Here is a 17422-nt window from a genome sequence, read left to right as displayed (position 1 = left end):
CGTGAGTGATTCAGTGAAATCAATTGCTGTGCTCGTCTCTGGAACGGGTACGTTGCTGCGATCCATGATCGACAATGCGCAAGGTCGCTACCGCATCGACATTGTGGTGGCGGATCAAATTTGCCCAGCGATCCAACGTGCGAAGAACGCGGGTATCCGCACCGCAGTGGTGCCAATGGAAACCAACCGCAACGCGTGGAACGAAAAACTTGCCGCCACGCTTGCGTCCGTGAAGCCAGACCTTGTCGTTTCGGCAGGCTTCATGCGCATCCTGGGCAAGCCCTTCCTTGAGAAGTATGAAGGTCGAACCATCAACGCGCACCCGTCGTTGCTGCCATCATTCCCGGGCGCACACGCTGTCCGGGATGCTCTGGAATACGGTGTGAAGGTCACCGGCTGCACCGTCCACTACGTCGATTCCGGACTGGATAGCGGCGAGATCATCGCCCAGCGAGCCGTTGAGGTGCTGCCGGACGACACCACCTCCACGCTGCACGAGCGCATCAAGAAGGTCGAGCGCGAGCAGATCGTGGAACTGCTCCATAACGCCCAAGTAGTAAACGGAAAGGTCCTTTTCTCATGACGAATGCCGCGAAGCGGGAAATCAAGCGCGCGCTGATCAGCGTCTACGACAAGACGGGGCTGGAGGATCTGGCTCGCGCGTTGGGCGAAGCCGGCATAGAAATCGTCTCCACCGGTTCCACCGCGAAGCGCATTGCAGACGCAGGCGTGCCGGTGACCGAGGTCGCAGAGGTCACCGGTTTCCCGGAGGTACTCGACGGCCGTGTGAAGACGCTGCACCCGCGCGTGCACTCGGGCATCCTGGCAGACCTGCGTAAGGACGACCACAAGGCGCAGCTTGAGGAGCTGGGCATCGAGCCGTTCTCGCTCGTCATGGTCAACCTGTACCCGTTCGAGGAAACCGTCGCCTCAGGTGCCAACTTTGACGAGTGCGTCGAGCAGATCGATATCGGTGGTCCGTCGATGGTGCGCGCGGCAGCCAAGAACCACCCGTCTGTCGCGGTTGTGACCTCCCCGAAGCGCTACGCCGACGTTGTGGAGGCCGTGAAGAACGGTGGCTTTACGCTCGACGAGCGCCGCGAGCTCGCCCTCGAGGCGTTCACGCACACTGCGCGTTACGACGCCGCCGTGTCCTCCTGGCTCGCCTCCCAGCTCGAGAGCCAGGCTGCATCCCAGGCTGCGTCTGGTGCGCAGACCACGGAACTGCGCTACGGCGAGAACCCGCACCAGGCAGCCCGCCTGGAAAGCGACGGCTGGGGCATTGCCGCTGCGAAGCAGCACGGCGGCAAGGCAATGAGCTACAACAACTACCAGGACGCTGACGCCGCATGGCGTGCGGCTTGGGATCACAACCGTCCGTGCGTCGCGATTATCAAGCACGCCAATCCGTGTGGTCTCGCAGTTTCCGACGAGTCCATCGCGGATGCACACAAGAAGGCACACGCCTGCGACCCTGTCTCTGCTTACGGCGGCGTGATCGCTGCGAACCGCGAGGTTACCCTTGAGCTTGCAGAGCAGATCCACCCGATCTTCACCGAGGTGGTCATCGCCCCGTCTTTCGCGCCGGAAGCACTCGAGCTGCTGCGCACGAAGGAGAACCTGCGCCTGCTGGAGGTCACCCCGGAGCAACTCACCGAGGAACGCAAGCAGATCACCGGTGGTTGGCTGGTCCAGGAGCGCGACCAGTTCCAGGCCGACGGCGACGCCGCCGCCAACTGGAAGTTGGTTGCCGGCGACGCTGCCGACGAGCAGACCCTCGCCGATCTTGAGTTCGCGTGGCGCTCGGTGCGTTGCGTGAAGTCCAACGCCATCCTGATTGCCAACGACGGCGCATCGGTGGGCATCGGCATGGGCCAGGTCAACCGCGTCGATTCGGCCAAGCTGGCCGTTGACCGCGCGAACACACTGGACGAGGGCCGCAACCGCACCAACGGTGCCGTGGCAGCCTCCGACGCGTTCTTCCCGTTTGCCGACGGATTCCAGTTGCTTGCAGACGCCGGTGTGAAGGCCGTTGTCCAGCCCGGCGGATCCATCCGTGACGAGGAAGTCATCGCTGCAGCCAAGGAAGCCGGCGTGACCATGTATCTCACCGGCACCCGCCACTTCGCCCACTAACCCTCTGAAGGAGAGTACCTCCGTGTCCTCCAAGCTCGCCGCGCTTGCGCTCACCGCAGGTATTTCGCTTCCGGGCCTGCCGGCCATTCCCACCTACTCCGCGATTGATCAGATCCCGGTTGTAGGCCCGGCCATTGTGCAGACCTACAAGCAACTGCCGCCGCAAGTGCAGCGAGCCATCCACCTGCCGTTGCCGCTGACGGCACCGGCCGCCGCGAAGAGACAGCCGACGGGCAAGAGTGCCACGGAGGTTCAAGCGCAGCTTGATCAGCTTGTGCGCGACGTTGTTGCGCGACATGGTGGCCGCGCGACAGCATCTGTCGGTGGCATTACCGCAGGGGATAACCGCCCGGAGCCGGCATTTTCCACTATGAAGGTCCCGGTGGCTATTGGTGCGCTGCGCAAGAGCCCGGCAGCCTACCCGGATGCTGAGGTCGCCGTGACCCGCTCCGATAACCCTGCCGCGCACCGTATGTTTGGCCAGGTATCGGGCGCGGAACTCGACGGCATCATCGCCGAGGCAGGATCGCGGACCACCAACTCCGCGGGATACCAGATGGGCACGCTGTGGACCACCAGCGACCAGGCGGCGTTTGCATCGGGCCTGCGCTGCGTGAAGGGGCATGAGCCGGTGCTGGACATGATGGGGCGCGTCGTCGATTATCAGCGCTGGGGTGTAGGGCGCATCCCTGGTGCACGCTTCAAGGGCGGCTGGAACTACTACGAGAACGGGCACCTCGCCCGCCAGTTTGGCCTCATCCCTGGGCCGAACGGGGATATCGCAGTGGCGATCACCGTGCACAGCCCGAAGGGGCACGAGGGTAGTTTCGCCATGCTCAACGAGCTGGCGGACGGCATCGCAGCAATGCGCGGCGATCTGCCGACGGCCCGCTGCTAAACATGACGCCGCGACTGAGGTTTGCTGCAGCGCTGGTCGCCGCTGGGCTTGCGCTCAGCGCGTGCGGGGCAGGGGAGCGGGCCTCAGAACCAGCGACGGAAACTGTGACGGCAACCCACGTAATTACGCCGAGTTCACTCGCACCCTCGCCCGTCCCCGCGCCTGTTCTGGAGCAGTTGCAACCGCAGCTCCAAGCAGCAGTCGATGCCGTGGTTGCTCAATACGGGGGAACGGCAGAGCTCGCGGTGTCTGACGGCCGGGACGCAGTAGGATCGCCGGAACAAGATCCGCAGGTAGCGTGGTCAACTTCGAAGGTTCCGATCGCGGTCGCTGCGCTTCGCAAAGACCCTTCGCTACTTCCGGTTGCGGAGTCTGCGATTACCGCCTCAGACAACTTCGCAGCAGAAACACTGTGGGCGACGGTTGAGCCTGCGGAGGTAGAAGCAGTGCTGCGTGAAGCAGGAGTAGATCTCCCGATGAACACCGTTGTGCTCAGGCCTGGATTCACGGCTTTCGGTCAAACGCGATGGGGCACTCGTGAGCAGGCAGTGTTCGCCTCCAACCTGCGCTGTGTGGCGGGGGCCGACGAGGTACTCGACATGATGCGCAAGGTAGTGCCGGAGCAGCGCTACGGTCTGGGGGTTTTGCCGGATGTTGCCTTCAAAGGTGGCTGGGGTCCGGGGGACGACGGGAAGTACACCGTGCGCCAGCTCGGCCTGTACAACGGCTACGGCATCGCGCTGACAGTTTCGCCCGCCGACGGCACCTATGCGACGGCCCAATTGATGGCAACTGATCTCACAAACGCTGTGCTCGAGCTGCAATTGGGCTCGCCAAATCCTGACTGTTCGGAGGCTGGACGATAGACTGCGGGGACAAACACCCCCGTAGCTTGGAGATTCCACGATGTCGAACCCAAATGCCAACCCCAACGATGAGTGGGCGGCATACACCCCGAAACCATCCGAATACGACGAGTGGGGACAACCACAGCAGCATATGCCCACCCAGCAGTTCCCGGCGCAAAGTTGGGAACAGCAGCAGTGGAGCCAACCTGCGTACGCGCCGGCGCCCGGCCCACAAGAGCCGAAGTCATCGAACCGGGTGCTCTACATCATCATTGGCGTGCTCGCCGTTGCCCTCCTGGCGGTCCTTGGCGCGTTCGCCGCGTGGAGCTTTGGCGGATCGTCCAGTGGCTCCAAGGAGCCGGTGACCTCCACTGTTGTGGAAACGTCGACGCGTGCTCCAGGTGGGGTCGCGACTGACGGCGCAAAGCCATCGGCGGCACCGTCGTCGGCAAAGCCAGACACTGACCGGAAGAACCGTACCTTCGGGGTTGGCGTGCCGGAAACGTCCGTCACAACTGAGGGCTTCGCGCGTGCCGTAGGTGATGATTTCCGCGCGTACTACGCGGAGCACGGAAAGACGCCGACCTCGCTGCGTAGCCTGAGCCCGAAGACCGGCCAGTACTACATGATGTCCTGCTCGCCAGCGCAGGGCGGTTTCCGCTGCACCGGCGGCAACAACGCCTCCGTCTTCATCAGCGAGCAGTAGAAGGAAACCGGGATGCAGCATTACAACCTGTACAAGACGCTCGAACTTGATCCGTCGGCTTCGAGCGAGCTGCTTGTCGACGAGCTCACGCAACGCCTCGACAGCGGCCTCACCTCCAACCCTGGTGGCGAGGAGGAATTGCGTCTGGCTCGGGAGATTCTGGGAGACCCGACTAAGCGCCAGATGTACGACTCTCGCTTGAAGGCCGACAGTGGCATGCCCATGAACGTGCAAAGCCTTCGGTCGCTGGCCGCCATGGCGTCACCGGCTGCAACGGCTGCACCGACCGCACCCGAAGCACCAGAAGCCCCCGAAGTTTCCGAACCAGCCGTTGTTCCCGGCTCTGGCGAAGGGGACAACACACCGGAGAAGTCGTTCGATGTGAAGCGTTGGTGGCCTATTGCTGCTGTCATTGCGGGTGTGCTCATCATTGCGCTGGTAGTTCCTCAGCTGGTTGGCTCTGGAGTGGGCTCGAGCGGACCTGAGAAGCTCGCCAACGAAATCGCCCAGCTTGATGAGGACGATAGGGCCGACTGGATGAATCAGCACGCCGCTGCTGGCCGTGCAGCGTTGCTTGAAAACAAGCTTGAGAACACGAGCATCGGATCATCCGACGATGCCGAGTACGCCGCGGGGGAGAGCTACGACCTGAAGGACCTCGTCGCAAAGAAACAAGGTGACGATGCGTCGGAGAATACCGACTACCTCGACCGTCTTTACGGGTTGAGTGGGATCAAGGAGGCGCGACTCGTTGGGATCAACACGGAGGTGAAAAACAAGGACGTCCATGCGACATCGGTCAATACCCAACTGTTTCTGTTCGCTCGAGATGGCGGCGACTGGAAGCTCTACGACATCTTTGACTAACACGGCGAGAGAACGAGGAGATTGAACATGAATAAGACGAAAGCAATCGCACTTCTTGGAGCAGGGCTGTTGACAGTTTCGCTGAGTGCCTGTGGCGGCGCGGATGAAACCGAAACGGAAGTGCTTGACCCAACTAAGCACGCAACTACGGCTGCGGAATCCCTTAAGCCACAGTGGAACAACAACGCACGCATGGCCGTCGATCCGTTAGAGGCGGCGCCTGAAGCAGCACGTGACTTGCCAGAAACAAGGTCACTTGGGATCGACAACCTCGACGTGTTCAATCCGACATTCAATCAGGCGGTCCCTGCAAAACTCGCTGTCACATCCTGGGACAAAGAAACCCGTGCGCTCGATCTGGACACGGGAGCGTTGTACGACGTCTCCCCGAAGAAGTTCGATGGCTCTGAGGACAAACGTATGACCACGACGATGATGCTGGTTGCCGACGACGGGAAGACCAAAGGCGCCAGCTTTGTGAAGACTGTGGAGAGTACGCAGGGCCTACAAACGGAGAAGGTAAGCCTTTCGACGTTCCTCGACGATTTTGCATCCTTTGACGAGCCAACCCTCACGGAAGTGGATTCGAAGAACCTCGACGCTAAGTCCGCCGGAATTATCGCGGCGAGTGCGGAGAAGATCTATCTCGCGAACATTCCGGAGGCCGGCTCGAAGAAACAAATCGATGTCGTTGCGGTGGATATCGCCTCTGGCCAAGAAACAAGGCATGAGCACATCGAGACCAATAATTTCTTCCGCGTGCTCGCGCAGAGCGGGGAGCCCGTGCTGTATTACGCAAGCAACGATGGGGATTTGAGGCGCCGAAACCTAGAGTCGGGCGAGGACGTTGAGATACGTAAAGGTTTCGCACCCGAAGCCGTGTGGCGTATCGGCGACGATGCCCTTGTGTACGGCAAGGATACTGCGGAACAGGAGCGCTGTACCGATGAGCCAACGAAGCCTTGTGAAGCGAAATTCCTTTATGTCAGCGGTGGCAAGGCAGATGAGGCAATGAGTGTGGAAACCAGAACCTACAGTTCTGTACCTGTGGTGCGGCGCAGCGGTGACGTCATTACGGCTATCTTCACCTCGCGAGCCGAGGGCATAGTAAAACTTCTCGTTCTGAAGCCCGAGTCTGGAGAAGTCCTGCTCGAATTGGGTAAGGATGAACTCAAGAAGTTGGACTTCGTCGACGCGATTTCGGACGGGGAGTCGATCTTTACCTACGACGGCAATCGAACTTCCCCGCGCGTTGCTCAAAGCGATGTGAAGACTAAGGAACTTATCACCGCTGATGCGGATGTGTTCCCGATTGATTCACCGTCAGGGGCCCGGATTTGGGGCGTGAAGCGAGACGACGGGGATTGGTTCGAGGCCCGCGTCGCGGTCGAGGATCTCGACAAGTTCTAAACTACGCGTCCTCGTCGCGCGATACTTGCGCGACGAGGCTGAGCATGCGCTCGGCGCGGCGATCCGGAAGGTCCGTATGCAGCACGTCCAGGACGGCATCGGCGATGGTGACGGAGGGGGCGGGCAGGGCGTCGTCGACAAGCGGATAGGGCGCCACGCCGGTGTTGTCGCGCATCTCGATGGCGGCGAGCGTCATGTGGAACGGTAGGTCGATGCGGGGGTCGTCGTCGCCAACGATCTGCGCCGCCAGGTCGCGGAAGATACCCTCCAGGCGTTGGCGTGCCTCGTGGTACTCGTCAAACTCCTCCGACTCCAACACCGGCAATTGGTAGAGCCGGCCGACGTTCCAATTCGAGGACAACAAGATACGGGTCTCGGCGGCGACGAGCGCCCAGAGCTTCACGGCTGCAGTTTCGTCGGTCTTGGCCAAGTCTGATGCGAGATCCAGCGAGGGCTGCAGCGTCCCCATGAGCAGCGTGAGGAAGATGTCGCGCTTGGAGGGGAAGTGGTAGTACAGCGACGCCTGACGGATGCCTACGGCGTCAGCAATGTCGTGAGTGGAGGTAGTTGCGAAGCCTTTGCGTGTGAAAAGTTCGGATGCGGCATCGAGGATTTCTTCGCGGGCGGTTGCGCCTTTGCGCCGTGGGCTTTGCTTGCGTGGTCGTCCGACCGAGTTCGCCATACCCTGCCTACCTTTCTGGGATACGCCACTACTTTAGAAGAAAAACACCCGCTCTCAACCCTCGCGGGGAGGGGAGTGCGGGTGCTTAGAGCCGAAGACTCTTACGCTGTCATCGTCAACCGGCTAATTAGCGGGTGGTGAACGGCAGAAGAGCCATCTCGCGCGCGTTCTTCACAGCGGTAGCGACCTGGCGCTGCTGCTGCGGGGTCAGGCCCGTGACGCGGCGGGAACGAATCTTGTGACGGTCGGAGATAAACAGACGCAGGGTCTCAATATCCTTGTAGTCGACGGTCTCGATGCCCTTTGCCTTCAGCGGGTTCTTCTTCGGGCGACGGGACTGCTCAATGCGCGGCTTACGCGAATTGTTGCGCTTCATAATTTGAGTCCTCCTTACCACGAAGACTTACGGACGCCAGGCAGCTCACCGCGGTGAGCCATCTCGCGCATACGGACACGGGAAACACCGAACTTGCGGAGGTAGCCGCGGGGGCGGCCGTCACGCGAGTCACGGTTGCGCACGCGCACCGGGGATGCGTCGCGCGGCTGACGGTTGAGCTCAAACTGAGCGTCCAGACGATCCTCGTCAGAGGTCTCCGGGTTCTTGATGATTGCCTTGAGCTCGTTACGACGCTCCGCGTAGCGGGCGACGATCTCTTTACGCTGCTCGTTCTTAGCGATCTTAGACTTCTTCGCCATGGATTATCGCTCCTCGCGGAATTCGACGTGCTTGCGAACTACCGGATCGTACTTCTTCAGCGTGATGCGGTCCGGGTTGTTGCGCTTGTTCTTGCGGGTGACGTAGGTGAAGCCGGTGCCCGCGGTGGACTTCAGCTTGATGATCGGGCGGATATCGTTACGTGCCATTAGATCTTCTCACCTCGTGCACGGATCTGGGCTACGACGGACTCGATGCCGTCGCGGTCAATGATCTTCAGACCCTTCGTGGAAACGTTCAGGGTGATGGTACGGCCCTCGGAGGGCAGGTAAAACTTCCGCTTCTGCACGTTGGGGTTCCAACGGCGCGAGTGGCGGCGGTGCGAGTGCGAGACGGTCTTGCCGAACGACGGCTGACGTCCCGTGACCTGGCAATGTGCCGACATGGGTTTCTTCCTTACTCTTCTTACCGCCCACGACTCGATCACGATGTGAGGAAAGCGCCAGGTGAGAAGCGGTGTGAGGGTCCGCTACCGGCGCAAATGCAATCGGTTGACGTAGGCGTATATGTGTACTTCGACAACAGCGAGAGACAACCCTACCGTCTTTGCGCCATTTCTCATAATCGCGTTTTGCGTAGTATGACACCCGTGAATGAACCCACCTATCGGAGAATCGTCGCTCTCGACGTCGCTCGAGGTATCGCAATTCTGGGCACATTGGCAACGAATATCTGGATCTTTGCCACCTGGCACCAGATGGACAGCGTCATGGAGCAGTATTTCGATCCGAACTTCACGCTCTGGGATGAGGTTCGCGCCGCTTCCACGAATGGAACTGCAGCAGAGGCCGCCGACGCGTTGTTCAATGCCGCAAGCGCGTTGGTCACGGACGGCAAGTTCCTGGGACTGCTCACCATCATGTTCGGCATCGGCATGGAGATCCAGCGCCAATCTGCAGCGAAACGAAACCAGCGCTGGCCCGGGCTGTATTACTGGCGCGCAATCTTCCTTGTGGTCGAAGGGCTACTGAACTACATCTTCATCTTCGAGTTTGATGTGTTGATGGGCTACGGCCTGACCGCCCTTGCGGTCGCGCCAATCATCGCGCGAAGCGAGCGCGTGCAAAAGGTATGGATGTGGCTCGCGCTGAGCGCACATGTCCTTGTCATGGTGCTGTTCTCCGTGGGCACCTATCTGCTCAACAGCATCCCGCTCGACGAGATCGAGGGTGGCGAGGATATCCCCACGTTTGACCAGTCGTTTGCGCTCTACACCGCAACCGACAGCTATCCGGCGATGGTGCAGGCGCGTATCGACGACTTCTTCGGCGGCAGGTTCGAAATCCCAATCATGTTCGTGATGGGCATCGGTGTGTTTCTCCTCGCGGCCAGGTTGTACCGCGCTGGATTGTTCCAACCTGCCGGGGCGGGGTTGCGTCGCAAAGTGATGCTTGTTGGCCTTGGTGTTGGTATCCCGCTGGACTGGGGGCTGCGCTTGTTTGCCACCGGCGCATCTGCTTCGTTGACGCGCTACGTCACCTCGACGGTAGTGGCGTTCGGTGTCCTCGCGCTCATCGCGGCCTTCTACATCCGCCGCGACAACACGCTTGGTGTGGTGGGAACCGGTTTGGCTGCAGTCGGTCGCACCGCGCTGACGTGCTACATCCTGCAGAATGTGCTCGCCTCTGTGGTGTTCTACGACTTCGGGTTTGGTCTAGCCCGGTACGTAGAGGGGCCTGCCGGCACCTTGCTCGTGTGTGGGGTTTATCTCGCGTTGTGTGCGCTGCTTGTTGCCTTCAGCATGTTGTGGCTGAAGCGCTTCCAGCGTGGACCGTTTGAAATTGTCATGCACCGGGCTGTCGACATGGTTGCGGCTAAGCAACGGCCAGCAGTGCAGCGGTAGCGGCAGTCACGGTAGCGGGTGCCAGGAGTAGGCCCCACAGGATGAAACCGCGCCACGGTACTGGGGCCTTTGCGCGGCGGAGTTGATCTGCCCACAGCAGTGTGGCGAGCGATGCCCATGGGGTGATCACCGGGCCGACATTGACGCCGATCAGGAGAGCCAGCACGCTGGCCGGATCGCTGACTGCAGGTTCGAGCATCAAAAACGCAGGGATGTTGTTGATCGCGTTCGCTGTGGTCGCGCCAGCAGCTGCAATTGCTAAGGGGTGTGTGCCGGCGAGTTGCTGCACGGCGGACGAAATATCGCTGATCTGCAGGGCCAGTGTCGCCACCGCGGAGAAGGCAGTGGCAAGGCTGAGCGCCGACCATGGGATGAGTGGAGCAATGCCGCCGCGCCGTCCGGTCGGGCCCACCGCACACCACATTGCGGTGGCGGCGACGGTGCTCGTCAGCCAGTAGGGGATCGGGCTGAGGAGTGCGAGGACGGTGACGCCCAGTACCGCGAGGGCGCCCGTTGGGCGTGGGAGGATCGACGACGCTTCGGGCATAGGTTCGGCTGCTGCGCTGCGGTATATCGCCCGGGCTGCGTAGGACGCTGCCACTGCGACCGCCACTGCCATGGCTGCAGGGGCGGCGGCGAGTTTCACGTATTCACCGGTGGTGGAAAACGCGTCGCCGCCCACCGCCAGCAAATTCGTCAAGTTGGAAACCGGCAAAGGCATGGACGCAAAGTTGGCAATCCACACCACGGAAAGCGCCACCGCCGGCACCGGGAGGCGGAAGCGGGAGGCGAGTTGCACCGCCAGCGGCGTCAGCATGATCGCAGTGGTGTCGAGTGAGAGGAACGCCGTTGCGGCGACACACAGTGCGAGAAACCCCGCCAGAACGATCTCTCTGCGTGACGTCGTGCGCTGCAACGCGCCAACCAGCCACTCGAAGGTGTGCACACGAGCAGCGAGATTGACGACGACAGACATGCCGGCCGCGAAACCGAGTACTGGAACAAGCCGAAGGGCAACTTCAGTGGCGTCGTTCAGGGACACTGCGGCGAGCACGGCGAGACTGGCGATTGCTGCCAGCGGCAAAGAAAACGAGGAAAGATTCATGGCGGGGTTGAGGGTAAGTGGTGGATGAGCAGGGCGGAGGTCGTCGATAAGCAAGTTGCAATGATTAGGTCGCAGCGTAAGTGAGCTGTATGCTATTTCGAGTTGTCCGGCAACCGTCGGATGAAAAGACCATTTCGCACCCAACTCGGGCACGATCCTTAATGTAAGGAACCGACCCGTAGTTCAATCCTGAGGGAGACGAATACTAATGAGGAAAGACATTCACCCGGATTACCACCCGGTGATTTTCCAGGACGCGAACACGGGCCACAAGTTCCTGACGCGCTCCACCCTGACTTCCGCACGCACCGAGCAGTGGGAGGACGGCAACGAGTACCCGCTCATCGTGGTTGACGTGACCGCAGAGTCTCACCCGTTCTGGACTGGCGCTCAGCGTCTCATGGACACCGCTGGCCGTGTTGAGAAGTTCAACCAGCGTTTCGGTGGCATGGCACGCCGCAAGAAGAAGTCCGCTAACTAAAGGGCGTAAAGGAGCACAATCATGGCAACCCCTAAGTTCAAGATGTCCCGCGCTAACACGCGCATGCGCCGTTCCCAGTGGAAGGCCAACAACCCTGACTTGGTCAACGTCAAGATCGACGGCCGCGAGGTGCAGATCCCGCGTCGTCTGGTCAAGGCAGCTCAGGCTGGCCTGATCGACGTCGAGCAGTTCTAAGCTTCCGCAAGGTAAAACTCGCGCAAAAATACCGGGTTCCCACAGGTGGGGCCCGGTTTTTTAATGCCGTTTTCACTCTTAGAGGAAAACAAGTCATAATATCCGCATGAAAATTCTCGTTGCCGATGACGAACAGGCTGTGCGCGAGTCACTGCGTAGGTCGCTTCGTTTCAACGGATACGACGTTGTCCTCGCCGTAGATGGTGAGGATGCGCTCGACCAGATCCGGTTAGAACAGCCGGATCTGACCATTTTGGACCTTATGATGCCAAAGCTTGACGGCCTCGGTGTCTGCCGTACGCTGCGTTCTTCGGGCTACGATGGCCCGATTCTTATGCTGACGGCGCGCGATGGTGTCGCGGACCGTGTGGCTGGCCTCGACGCTGGTGCGGACGACTACCTGCCTAAGCCGTTTGCGCTTGAGGAGCTGCTGGCCCGTGTCGGTTCGCTGCTGCGTCGCTCCCGTGCGGAGTCGCGCCACAGTGAGCAGAAGGATTCGACCACGCTGAAGTTCGAGGACCTGACCATGGATACCTCGACGCGTGACGTGTTCCGCGATGGCCGACCGATCTCGCTGACTCGTACGGAGTTTGCGTTGCTGCACTTGCTGATGCAGAACCCACGCCACGTATTGGCCCGTCAGACCATTCTTGAGGAAGTGTGGGGCTACGACTTCCCAACCTCGGGCAACGCCCTGGAGGTTTACATCGGTTACTTGCGTCGTAAGACTGAGGCTGGCGGTGAATCTCGCCTTATCCATACTGTGCGTGGTGTGGGTTACGTGCTTCGGGAGACTGCTCCGTGATGTTGCGCGTCGCGTCTGGCGATGCCTATGAGACCCGCCTCGGGGCAGGTCATTCCTTGCGCCTGAAATTGGCGGTGTTGTCCGGCTTCATTGTCGCGGCTGCGATTGGGCTCACGACGATGCTTGGCATGTGGCTGTCTACCAAGACCCACGAAGGCGTGTTGGATACCGAACTGCGGAGCAAAACGTTGGGGTTGGCGCGCCAACTCGACGGGGCGCCGGAGGACCAGATTCGTTCTGAGATTGCGGCGTTTCGGCGTTCGAACCCGTTGACAAGCGTTGCGGTCTCGGCGGCAGACTCTAACCTGTTTTGGGGCGATCCCATTTCCATTTCGGGGCCGTATTTGCGTACGGAAAGCGGCGATGCGGTGTCCGTGCGTTCAGTCAACGGTAAGCGCGTTGTCGTGCGTCAAACACCGGATGGGATGGTGGTTGCCGCGTCCCGGACAGAGGACCCATACAACCGCATCTCTGGGAGCCGAGCGGCGGCTGGGCTGGTCGTTATCGGCGTAGGCAGCCTGGTGGCGTGGATTTCTGGTGCGCTCATATCGGCGGTGGGTCTGACTCCGGTGCGCAGGCTGCACCGCGAGCTAGACAACGCCAATGAGTCGAGCGGGCCACGCGAACTTCCGGTGGAGGGCGACGACGAATTTGCGGAGGTTACCTCTTCCATCAACTCCTTGGTGAGGTCGTTGGAGGAGTCCAAGAAGCGTCAGGCGCAATTGGTGGCGGATGCGGGCCATGAGCTCAAGACGCCGTTGACATCGATGCGCACCAACATTGAGTTGTTGATGATGTTGCATAACTCCGGCCGTCAGGACCAGATTTCGGCCGAGGACCGGGCCGATCTGGAACGTGATGTGCTTGCCCAGATGGAAGAGATGTCGATCCTGATCGGCGACCTGGTCGACCTTTCCCGCGACGAGTCGCATGAGACCGAGCCGGAGGATTTTCGCCTCGACGAGGTGCTCGAAGAGGCGCTGGACCGTGTGCGTCGTCGTCGCCCCGATGTGACGTTCTTGTTTCACGCCGACCCGTGGGTCATTCGTGGTGATCGTTTTGCCATGGGACGTGCTCCGATCAACTTGATCGATAATGCTGCGAAGTGGTCGCCGGAGGGTGGTGCAGTGCGTGTGTCGCTTAAGGCGGCGAAGCGCAACGCGGTGCTTATTGTCGACGACTCGGGCCCCGGCATCCCACCCGAGGAGCGCGAGAAAGTCTTTGAACGGTTCTACCGTTCCCCGGAGTCGCGCGCTATGCCGGGTTCTGGCCTGGGATTGGCGATTGTGAAACAGGTGATGGACCGCCACGGTGCGACAATCGTGGCGGAAGAGTCGGATGACGGTGGCGCCCGTTTCCGGGTGGTGTTCCCGGGACGTCCTCCGGAGGACGAGACGGCTGAGGATCTTATAGTCGAAGACGAGAACGAGACCCGCGTCATCCCGAAGAAAAGCTACAGCTAAACCTGTACAGAAAACGTACAGAAAACGCTACGTTCTATTTGGTGAGGTCGCAAGCACCGCCACAGCGCGGTAGGGCATACTCGCAATCCATGAGCAACACGCGTGATTTCGGAGAGCACCCCAACGAAGAAACCTCGAGCTTTCCGCACCAGACAACTGAAAACTACGCACAGGCACCATATGTGCCAAGCGGTGGCGTGTACACGGTGCCGCCACAATCCCAGGCCCCGAAGCGTCGCGCAGGCGTAGGAACCGCCTTTGCGGTTGCGTTGGTGACCGCCCTCGCGGCCGGTGCCGGTGCGGGTTACGTTGCGGGGTCGGCGGGATCGTCGCAAAGCGCAGATGCTCCGAGTGGAGAGCAGGCGCAAGAAAACGCCCTGGAGAATCCCTCTGTGTCGAATGCCGCGGAGGCTCCAGATGGATCGGTAGAGAAGGTGGCGGCGCAGGTGCTGCCGTCGGTGGTGTCCATTGAGGTGGCCACGCGCTCTGGTGGGGCGGAGGGATCCGGCTCCATCATTTCCTCTGATGGGTATGTGCTGACCAACCACCATGTGATTGCCGCAGGTGCGCAGCCGGGGACCGAAATTCAAGTCACGCTCAACGATGGTTCTCGCCACCGCGCGCAGTATGTTGCCTCCGATGTGAACACCGACATTGGCGTGCTCAAGATCGAGGGCGTAGACAACTTGCCGGTGGTGCAGTTCGGCAATTCTAACGACCTGCGCGTGGGCCAGCAGGTCGTGGCGGTCGGCTCGCCGTTGGGTCTGTCTGCGACGGTGACCTCAGGTATTGTCTCTGCGCTCAACCGGCCGGTGCGCGCGAGCCAGGGTGGCGGCGAGAGCTCGCTGATGGACGGCATCCAGACGGATGCGGCGATCAACCCCGGTAACTCGGGCGGCCCGTTGGTGGATATGAACGGCAACCTGATCGGTATGAACTCGGCGATTGCGTCGCTGTCCCAGAGCAGCTTTGGCGGAGAGAGCTCCGGCGGTTCGATCGGTCTTGGGTTCTCCATTCCGTCGAACTTTGCCAAGCGAGTGGCGGACCAGCTGATCCGTAATGGTGAGGCGACGCAACCGATGCTGGGTGTGCAGGTCAGCATCGCCCAGGCCATCACTGGCGGCGCTGTGGTTGCTGCGGTGGAGCCGGGCAGCCCCGCGGAGCAGGCGGGCCTGAAACGGGGAGATGTGATCACGCGGTTGAATGACCGACTTATAGATTCAGCCGACGCGTTGATTGCCGCTACCCGTTCACAGGACTTTGGCCAGACAGTGACGCTGCAAGTGGAGCGTCAAGGAGAAGGTGAGCCGATTCCGGTAGAGGTGACCCTCAGCACAGAGTAAGTTCTTTAGAGACTTGCAATAATTTCTCACCGCGCTGACGGACGGGAGCCCGTTTTACGATGACTGAACTGTATGACTCGGTTGATCTTGCTGATCTGGACATGAACGAGCCGGACGATGCAACCCTTCGTGCCTCTGAGCTGGAGCAGGCTGCGCCGGAATCGCCGCGTGCCATTGTTGTGCTGGTGGGGGATCGTCGATACGACGCCCCCGGCGACAACACCGACAAGATGGTGGTGGAGCTCCTTAGCGAGTTCAATTACCGGGTTGACGGTGTGGTGCGGGTGAAGTCGAAGAAGTCCGACATCCGCAAGGCGATTGAGACCGGTGTCGTCGGTGGTGTGGACTTGGTGCTCACGCTCGGCGGTACGGGTGTTGGCCCGCGCGATAAGACGCCGGAGGCGACGCGCGGCATCATCGATAAGGTGGTGCCGGGGGTGAGCCAGGCGATTCGGGCGTCGGGGCAGGCATGTGGCGCGGTTGATGCGTGCACCTCCCGCGGCATTTGCGGTGTATCCGGCTCTACGGTGGTGGTGAACCTGGCGTCGAGCCGTCAGGCGATTCGCGATGGCGTATCGACGATTGCCCCGCTGGTCACCCACCTCATCGGCGAACTCAACCAGTACTCGGTGTAGATAGCGCGCGGTGACAGTGCAGATGGAACGCAAGAGAAGAAGAGTCGTGCGTCGTGCGGATGTGGATTACGACCGCACGGCGGATAAGGCGCCGTCGCAACAACGCAAAAGCCCGGCGTTCGACGGCGAGCGCGAAGTGCTACTCGATGACGAAGAGCCGGGCTTGACTGGCCGCGCCTTCTACGAAGAGCAGCGGCCGCCGCATCACGGGGATTAGTTCAGCGGCTTCTGGGTGGAGTTCGGGTTCTGGTTGGACAGCAGGTCGCGGATTTCCGCGAGCAGCTCGGTCTCGGTCGGAGCCGGCTCCTCTGGGTCGACGCCCTTGTGACGCTTCTGTGCCTCGTCGAGCTTGTTCATCGGCATGACCAGCAGGAAGTAGATCACTGCAGCGATGAGCAGGAAGTTGATGATTGCGGTGATCAGTGCACCGAAGTCAACGAAGGTAGCCTCGTTGCCCTCACGGACGAAGAAGCCGAGGCCGGAGTAGTCCACGCCGCCGAGGGCTGCGAGGAACGGGTTGATGATGGAATCGGAAAATGCGGTGACGACAGCGGTGAAAGCTGCACCAATCACAACGCCAACGGCAAGGTCAATGACGTTGCCGCGCATGATGAAATCTTTAAAACCTTGAAGCATGTTAGGGAATACTAGGCGGTTGTATATGACGACTCAAAAGTAAGGTCAATGGGCCATCCAGCGAGGCTGCAGCAACGGCTTCCGCTTGAGACTGCCGAAATAGCACAAGAACTGTACCTTTCTCACCTGATGTGACCACGCGCCCGCCAGTTGCGACAGTGCGCGGCCCTTGTGCGATCACGTCCACCCGTGCACCGTGATGCAGCAGCGGAATGATGTCTGATTCCGCGACCGGAACTGGCACCAGAGAGAACTCTTCGCCGGGTGGTTCCTCCGCAACCAAGGTTGCGGTGAGATCCGGTCCGACAAGGCGTGTGGAGGTCACCACCTCACCAGCTGATGCCGCCGCGGCAAGAAGCTGGCCCTCCGCCAGCGCGAGATCAGACAGTGCCCCCTGCGGTACTGCGTCAGCTGGAAGTCGCCGCAGGGCTACGTCCTCGCCGGTGAGGGTCGTGCCGGGCGCAACCTCACGGGCAAAGACAACCACCGCTGGATCATTGCGTGACACACCGACGATGACGTGCAACGCCGCGGCGATGACAAGCACCACCGCAACGATGCGACGAATGATGACAGACCGGCGGTATCCGGGCGTGCGCAACTGCGCGAACTGTGCGTGAAGGTCCATAGGTATCTGACGGACCCTGCACTACC

Annotated in this window: 23 protein-coding genes; 15 read left to right on the top strand and 8 right to left on the bottom strand. The window is 60.8% G+C overall.

Annotated features, from left to right (window positions below; genetic code table 11):
• The first annotated feature begins 1 nt into the window (after window position 1).
• Genes purN through HMPREF3048_RS06790 form a run of 7 tightly spaced genes read left to right on the top strand, consistent with a single transcriptional unit; the run spans window position 2 to window position 6865 of the window.
• Entirely contained in the window at window positions 2-583 is a 582-nt protein-coding gene (gene purN, locus HMPREF3048_RS06820) for a phosphoribosylglycinamide formyltransferase (RefSeq protein ID WP_371325687.1), read from the top strand.
• A complete protein-coding gene (gene purH / locus HMPREF3048_RS06815; RefSeq protein ID WP_070771665.1) occupies window positions 580-2136 on the top strand; it encodes a bifunctional phosphoribosylaminoimidazolecarboxamide formyltransferase/IMP cyclohydrolase in 1557 nt (518 codons plus the stop codon). The genes purN and purH overlap by 4 nt, the downstream gene beginning before the upstream one ends.
• Before the next feature lie 22 nt (window positions 2137-2158).
• Window positions 2159-3034, top strand: a complete 876-nt coding sequence (locus tag HMPREF3048_RS06810) for a serine hydrolase (RefSeq protein WP_083284827.1) — start codon at window positions 2159-2161, stop codon at window positions 3032-3034.
• Between the two features lie 2 nt (window positions 3035-3036).
• Window positions 3037-3900, top strand: a complete 864-nt coding sequence (locus HMPREF3048_RS06805) for a serine hydrolase (protein ID WP_210384761.1) — start codon at window positions 3037-3039, stop codon at window positions 3898-3900.
• A 40-nt stretch (window positions 3901-3940) separates the two neighbouring features.
• Window positions 3941-4588, top strand: coding sequence for a lipase chaperone (locus HMPREF3048_RS06800; protein ID WP_070771662.1), 648 nt, complete (start codon window positions 3941-3943; stop codon window positions 4586-4588).
• A gap of 12 nt (window positions 4589-4600) precedes the next feature.
• On the top strand, window positions 4601-5455 hold the full coding sequence (locus tag HMPREF3048_RS06795) for a J domain-containing protein (RefSeq protein WP_070771660.1): 855 nt from the start codon (window positions 4601-4603) through the stop codon (window positions 5453-5455).
• 27 nt (window positions 5456-5482) lie between these two features.
• Window positions 5483-6865, top strand: a complete 1383-nt coding sequence (locus tag HMPREF3048_RS06790) for a hypothetical protein (protein WP_070771659.1) — start codon at window positions 5483-5485, stop codon at window positions 6863-6865.
• Window position 6866: 1 nt separating this feature from the next.
• On the opposite strand, the gene HMPREF3048_RS06785 is transcribed toward HMPREF3048_RS06790, so the two are convergent.
• The 5 genes from HMPREF3048_RS06785 to rpmB all read right to left on the bottom strand — a co-directional run bounded on the left by HMPREF3048_RS06785 (window position 6867) and on the right by rpmB (window position 8647).
• Window positions 6867-7547: a TetR/AcrR family transcriptional regulator gene (locus HMPREF3048_RS06785; RefSeq protein ID WP_070421430.1), complete on the bottom strand. Its 681-nt coding sequence runs from the start codon at window positions 7545-7547 to the stop codon at window positions 6867-6869.
• 127 nt (window positions 7548-7674) lie between these two features.
• Window positions 7675-7926: a 30S ribosomal protein S18 gene (gene rpsR / locus HMPREF3048_RS06780; protein ID WP_180950003.1), complete on the bottom strand. Its 252-nt coding sequence runs from the start codon at window positions 7924-7926 to the stop codon at window positions 7675-7677.
• Window positions 7927-7937: 11 nt separating this feature from the next.
• A complete protein-coding gene (gene rpsN, locus HMPREF3048_RS06775; RefSeq protein ID WP_034999472.1) occupies window positions 7938-8243 on the bottom strand; it encodes a 30S ribosomal protein S14 in 306 nt (101 codons plus the stop codon).
• Window positions 8244-8246: 3 nt separating this feature from the next.
• Window positions 8247-8411, bottom strand: a complete 165-nt coding sequence (gene rpmG, locus HMPREF3048_RS06770) for a 50S ribosomal protein L33 (protein WP_006841072.1) — start codon at window positions 8409-8411, stop codon at window positions 8247-8249.
• Window positions 8411-8647 (bottom strand): 50S ribosomal protein L28, encoded by a 237-nt coding sequence (gene rpmB / locus HMPREF3048_RS06765; protein ID WP_042409504.1) that lies wholly within the window; start codon window positions 8645-8647, stop codon window positions 8411-8413. The genes rpmG and rpmB overlap by 1 nt, the downstream gene beginning before the upstream one ends.
• Before the next feature lie 204 nt (window positions 8648-8851).
• Between rpmB and HMPREF3048_RS06760 the strand changes: the two genes are divergently transcribed.
• A complete protein-coding gene (locus tag HMPREF3048_RS06760; RefSeq protein ID WP_168167343.1) occupies window positions 8852-10105 on the top strand; it encodes a DUF418 domain-containing protein in 1254 nt (417 codons plus the stop codon).
• Here HMPREF3048_RS06760 and HMPREF3048_RS06755 read toward each other — a convergent pair.
• Window positions 10077-11210, bottom strand: coding sequence for an SLC13 family permease (locus HMPREF3048_RS06755; protein ID WP_070771683.1), 1134 nt, complete (start codon window positions 11208-11210; stop codon window positions 10077-10079). The genes HMPREF3048_RS06760 and HMPREF3048_RS06755 overlap by 29 nt on opposite strands.
• Window positions 11211-11418: 208 nt before the next feature.
• Between HMPREF3048_RS06755 and HMPREF3048_RS06750 the strand changes: the two genes are divergently transcribed.
• The 7 genes from HMPREF3048_RS06750 to HMPREF3048_RS06720 all read left to right on the top strand — a co-directional run bounded on the left by HMPREF3048_RS06750 (window position 11419) and on the right by HMPREF3048_RS06720 (window position 16349).
• On the top strand, window positions 11419-11691 hold the full coding sequence (locus HMPREF3048_RS06750; RefSeq protein WP_070421427.1) for a type B 50S ribosomal protein L31: 273 nt from the start codon (window positions 11419-11421) through the stop codon (window positions 11689-11691).
• Window positions 11692-11712: 21 nt separating this feature from the next.
• Window positions 11713-11886 (top strand): 50S ribosomal protein L32, encoded by a 174-nt coding sequence (gene rpmF / locus HMPREF3048_RS06745; protein WP_070421426.1) that lies wholly within the window; start codon window positions 11713-11715, stop codon window positions 11884-11886.
• A gap of 106 nt (window positions 11887-11992) precedes the next feature.
• Entirely contained in the window at window positions 11993-12691 is a 699-nt protein-coding gene (locus HMPREF3048_RS06740; RefSeq protein ID WP_070421425.1) for a response regulator transcription factor, read from the top strand.
• Complete coding sequence (locus tag HMPREF3048_RS06735; protein WP_070771655.1) at window positions 12691-14154, top strand: sensor histidine kinase; 1464 nt, start codon at window positions 12691-12693, stop codon at window positions 14152-14154. Before HMPREF3048_RS06740 ends, HMPREF3048_RS06735 begins: the two co-directional genes overlap by 1 nt.
• 89 nt (window positions 14155-14243) lie before the next feature.
• Window positions 14244-15497, top strand: coding sequence for a S1C family serine protease (locus HMPREF3048_RS06730; protein ID WP_083316794.1), 1254 nt, complete (start codon window positions 14244-14246; stop codon window positions 15495-15497).
• A 59-nt stretch (window positions 15498-15556) separates the two neighbouring features.
• Entirely contained in the window at window positions 15557-16132 is a 576-nt protein-coding gene (locus HMPREF3048_RS06725) for a MogA/MoaB family molybdenum cofactor biosynthesis protein (RefSeq protein WP_070421423.1), read from the top strand.
• 10 nt (window positions 16133-16142) lie between these two features.
• Window positions 16143-16349, top strand: a complete 207-nt coding sequence (locus tag HMPREF3048_RS06720) for a hypothetical protein (RefSeq protein ID WP_224212929.1) — start codon at window positions 16143-16145, stop codon at window positions 16347-16349.
• Here the strand turns inward: HMPREF3048_RS06720 and mscL are convergent.
• Both mscL and HMPREF3048_RS06710 read right to left on the bottom strand, forming a co-directional pair.
• Entirely contained in the window at window positions 16346-16768 is a 423-nt protein-coding gene (mscL, locus tag HMPREF3048_RS06715) for a large conductance mechanosensitive channel protein MscL (protein ID WP_070421421.1), read from the bottom strand. The genes HMPREF3048_RS06720 and mscL overlap by 4 nt on opposite strands.
• Before the next feature lies 1 nt (window position 16769).
• Complete coding sequence (locus HMPREF3048_RS06710; RefSeq protein WP_070451744.1) at window positions 16770-17396, bottom strand: SAF domain-containing protein; 627 nt, start codon at window positions 17394-17396, stop codon at window positions 16770-16772.
• Between the last annotated feature and the right edge of the window lie 26 nt (window positions 17397-17422).

It is taken from the genome of Corynebacterium sp. HMSC075D04 (genome assembly GCF_001815635.1).
Classification (GTDB): Bacteria; Actinomycetota; Actinomycetes; order Mycobacteriales; family Mycobacteriaceae; genus Corynebacterium; species Corynebacterium coyleae.
This window is presented reverse-complemented; position numbering and strand designations above follow the sequence as displayed.

Coding starts and splice junctions, on each gene's coding strand:
- rpmF (WP_070421426.1), top strand. CDS start 11,713: ATGGCAACCCCTAAGTTCAAGATGTCCCGCGCTAACACGCGCATGCGC.
- HMPREF3048_RS06785 (WP_070421430.1), bottom strand. CDS start 7,547: ATGGCGAACTCGGTCGGACGACCACGCAAGCAAAGCCCACGGCGCAAA.
- HMPREF3048_RS06790 (WP_070771659.1), top strand. CDS start 5,483: ATGAATAAGACGAAAGCAATCGCACTTCTTGGAGCAGGGCTGTTGACA.
- HMPREF3048_RS06725 (WP_070421423.1), top strand. CDS start 15,557: ATGACTGAACTGTATGACTCGGTTGATCTTGCTGATCTGGACATGAAC.
- rpmB (WP_042409504.1), bottom strand. CDS start 8,647: ATGTCGGCACATTGCCAGGTCACGGGACGTCAGCCGTCGTTCGGCAAG.
- HMPREF3048_RS06730 (WP_083316794.1), top strand. CDS start 14,244: ATGAGCAACACGCGTGATTTCGGAGAGCACCCCAACGAAGAAACCTCG.
- HMPREF3048_RS06750 (WP_070421427.1), top strand. CDS start 11,419: ATGAGGAAAGACATTCACCCGGATTACCACCCGGTGATTTTCCAGGAC.
- mscL (WP_070421421.1), bottom strand. CDS start 16,768: ATGCTTCAAGGTTTTAAAGATTTCATCATGCGCGGCAACGTCATTGAC.
- HMPREF3048_RS06805 (WP_210384761.1), top strand. CDS start 3,037: ATGACGCCGCGACTGAGGTTTGCTGCAGCGCTGGTCGCCGCTGGGCTT.
- HMPREF3048_RS06740 (WP_070421425.1), top strand. CDS start 11,993: ATGAAAATTCTCGTTGCCGATGACGAACAGGCTGTGCGCGAGTCACTG.
- HMPREF3048_RS06795 (WP_070771660.1), top strand. CDS start 4,601: ATGCAGCATTACAACCTGTACAAGACGCTCGAACTTGATCCGTCGGCT.
- HMPREF3048_RS06755 (WP_070771683.1), bottom strand. CDS start 11,210: ATGAATCTTTCCTCGTTTTCTTTGCCGCTGGCAGCAATCGCCAGTCTC.
- HMPREF3048_RS06710 (WP_070451744.1), bottom strand. CDS start 17,396: ATGGACCTTCACGCACAGTTCGCGCAGTTGCGCACGCCCGGATACCGC.
- rpsN (WP_034999472.1), bottom strand. CDS start 8,243: ATGGCGAAGAAGTCTAAGATCGCTAAGAACGAGCAGCGTAAAGAGATC.
- HMPREF3048_RS06735 (WP_070771655.1), top strand. CDS start 12,691: ATGTTGCGCGTCGCGTCTGGCGATGCCTATGAGACCCGCCTCGGGGCA.
- purH (WP_070771665.1), top strand. CDS start 580: ATGACGAATGCCGCGAAGCGGGAAATCAAGCGCGCGCTGATCAGCGTC.
- rpmG (WP_006841072.1), bottom strand. CDS start 8,411: ATGGCACGTAACGATATCCGCCCGATCATCAAGCTGAAGTCCACCGCG.
- HMPREF3048_RS06800 (WP_070771662.1), top strand. CDS start 3,941: ATGTCGAACCCAAATGCCAACCCCAACGATGAGTGGGCGGCATACACC.